Annotated in this window: 4 protein-coding genes; all 4 read left to right on the forward strand. The window is 54.9% G+C overall.

Going from position 1 to position 2253, the window contains the following annotated elements:
- Window positions 1-346: 346 nt before the first annotated feature.
- The 4 genes from EKD05_RS25345 to EKD05_RS25365 all read left to right on the forward strand — a co-directional run bounded on the left by EKD05_RS25345 (window position 347) and on the right by EKD05_RS25365 (window position 2037).
- Window positions 347-658, forward strand: a complete 312-nt coding sequence (locus EKD05_RS25345) for a nucleotidyltransferase family protein (protein ID WP_129678415.1) — start codon at window positions 347-349, stop codon at window positions 656-658.
- Window positions 639-980, forward strand: coding sequence for a DUF86 domain-containing protein (locus EKD05_RS25350; RefSeq protein ID WP_129678417.1), 342 nt, complete (start codon window positions 639-641; stop codon window positions 978-980). The genes EKD05_RS25345 and EKD05_RS25350 overlap by 20 nt, the downstream gene beginning before the upstream one ends.
- A 384-nt stretch (window positions 981-1364) precedes the next feature.
- On the forward strand, window positions 1365-1688 hold the full coding sequence (locus tag EKD05_RS25360) for a hypothetical protein (RefSeq protein ID WP_129678419.1): 324 nt from the start codon (window positions 1365-1367) through the stop codon (window positions 1686-1688).
- Window positions 1681-2037: a hypothetical protein gene (locus EKD05_RS25365; protein WP_129678421.1), complete on the forward strand. Its 357-nt coding sequence runs from the start codon at window positions 1681-1683 to the stop codon at window positions 2035-2037. Before EKD05_RS25360 ends, EKD05_RS25365 begins: the two co-directional genes overlap by 8 nt.
- The last annotated feature ends 216 nt before the right edge of the window (window positions 2038-2253 follow it).

Below are 2253 nucleotides of genomic sequence, written 5' to 3' on the forward strand. Positions count from 1 at the left end.
GCGGCACTGATCGCGAGGCCATCCGCGTCGCGCTGGAAGCTGAAAACATCGAAGCGCGGCCCGTCTGGAAACCAATGCCTCGAAGACCTCGCACGCGTCGTCGCGGTAGTGCGGCGAACATTTTAACGCAGAGGCGCAAAGGCGCAGAGATACAAGAGGAAACGCTGCGCCTCCGCGCCTCCGCGTCTCTGCGTTAAAACCTCCGGAACGCCGTGGTCCCAAGGCCTCGCCTGGGTGCCACGGCGTTTGTCGTGTGCCAAAAAACAACCCCATGGCAATGGCCTCTATGCTATACTGATTCACCAGAAACCCTGGGAGACCGTCTACGCATGCGGAGGCAAAAAAGATGCCCGTGACCTCAAAACAGGAAATCCTGACCCTGCTCGCTGCGCACGAAGCCTCTCTTCGGGGCTATGGTGTGACCCGCTCCGGACTCTTTGGCTCGTTTGTCCGGAATGAAGCACATGCCGAGAGCGATATTGATGTGCTGGTGGAGTTTGACCCAACCCAGAAAACATTTGATAATTTCATCCAACTCGCCTGGTATCTCGAAGACCTTTTTGGACGACCGGTTGACCTGATTACGACCGACTCATTAAGTCCCTATCTCGGGCCGCGTATTCTCCAAGAGGTCGAATATGTCACGCGTCGTACGTGATTATCTTCAGCATATCCGGGATGAAACGAGCTTTCTCCTGTCCTATCATCCTATCCTAACCCGCGAGGCCTTGAGTCAGGATGAACTGTTGAAGCGTGCCGCGGTACGGAGTATCGAAATTATTGGTGAAGCTATCAAGCATATTCCAGATACCATCCGTCAACGTTATCCCGAGGTGGAATGGCGAGCTATTGCGGCAATGCGTGATCGTCTGATTCATGCTTATTTTGGAATTGATTATGACATCGTGTACGATGTTATAATCAATAAGATACCCGTACTTCACCAACATATCCTCTTTATTCTGGAGGAAGAGGAGTAAGCGAGCCTCGTGGGGCCGCCACACGCGCTGGCTCACGGTGATCACCATTGACGCGACGCAGAGCGGCATCGATCGCGAGGCCATCCGCGTGGCGCTGGAAGCCGAGCACATCGAAGCGCGGCCCGTCTGGAAGCCAATGCCTCGAAGACCTCGCACGCGTCGTCGCGGTGGTGGGGCGAACATTTTAACGCAGAGGCGCAAAGGCGCAGAGATACAAGAGGAAACGCTGCGCCTCCGCGTCTCTGCGTCTCTGCGTTAAAACCTCCGAAACGCCGTGGCGTCGGCCTTGCGCGACTGGTGGATTTTCTGCTCGTGGTGCGGTACACTCATGGTCTGAGGGAACTGATTGTGTGGAGTTATGCGAGAAGGAGAGAGGAGCACACGATGAACCCTTCCCTTGAACTGAAGCAGCAAACGCAAGAATTACTCCGTGACACCGTGCCAGGCGAACAGGATCTCGATGCCAAGGTGCGTCACCTGATTGAAGCGGAGTATATGCGGCAATTGGGGCAGTATCGACGGGTTGATCTGACCCTCACCCACAAGTATGGCATGACCTTCAACGACTTCCTGGAGCAGTCCATGCCCCGTCAGAAGGAGTATTCCTGGGAAGTTGAGCAGGATGCCATGGATTGGGAAACCGCAATGGGCGGTATGGCAACCGTGGAACGCAAACTACGCGCCTTGCGGGAGACGACCCGTGAGTGAGCTTCATGCGCTTGCTTTCGAAGCCCAGGAAGCCCTTCAGACCATATGGTTCCTCCGTTCGCTTGAAGAGGTTGAACGCACTGATCTGACGCTCTCCTTACGCTTACACATTCGCGCTTCTCTGTTCATCCAGATATTTTATGGTCAACAGTCAAACGTGCTTTACATGGCATTGATTGAAGGCAGACGTCGCGTGTATGGCATTGACAGAGATCGGCATGGATGGCACATGCATCCGTATGGTGATATAGAGAAACATGAGCCATTATCAGAGGGACTTGCCCCCAGACCAATTTTCACTTTTTTAGCGCGGGTGGAACAACTGCTGCTGGAGAAAGACCTGCTGTAACTCCGTGCTACCAGCAAGCCCCGGGCGACACGGCGTTTTTGGTGTGGGTGGTGGGGGAACGACTGTTTTTGACGCCAAGGCGCGAAGGCGCAAAGGGATAAAAAGAATCTTTGCGCCCTTGCGCCTTTGCGTCTATCAAGCGTCTTGGCGTCAAAACAGCCTCGTGGGGCCGCCACACGCGCTGGCTCACGGTGATCACCATCGACCCGGCGCAGC

This window comes from Candidatus Chloroploca sp. Khr17, from assembly GCF_004138165.1.
Taxonomy (GTDB): Bacteria; Chloroflexota; Chloroflexia; order Chloroflexales; family Chloroflexaceae; genus Chloroploca.

Bases quoted from the DNA above. Each gene is read 5' to 3' on its own strand.
- EKD05_RS25360 (WP_129678419.1), top strand. From the start codon at position 1,365: ATGAACCCTTCCCTTGAACTGAAGCAGCAAACGCAAGAATTACTCCGT.
- EKD05_RS25350 (WP_129678417.1), top strand. From the start codon at position 639: ATGTCACGCGTCGTACGTGATTATCTTCAGCATATCCGGGATGAAACG.
- EKD05_RS25345 (WP_129678415.1), top strand. From the start codon at position 347: ATGCCCGTGACCTCAAAACAGGAAATCCTGACCCTGCTCGCTGCGCAC.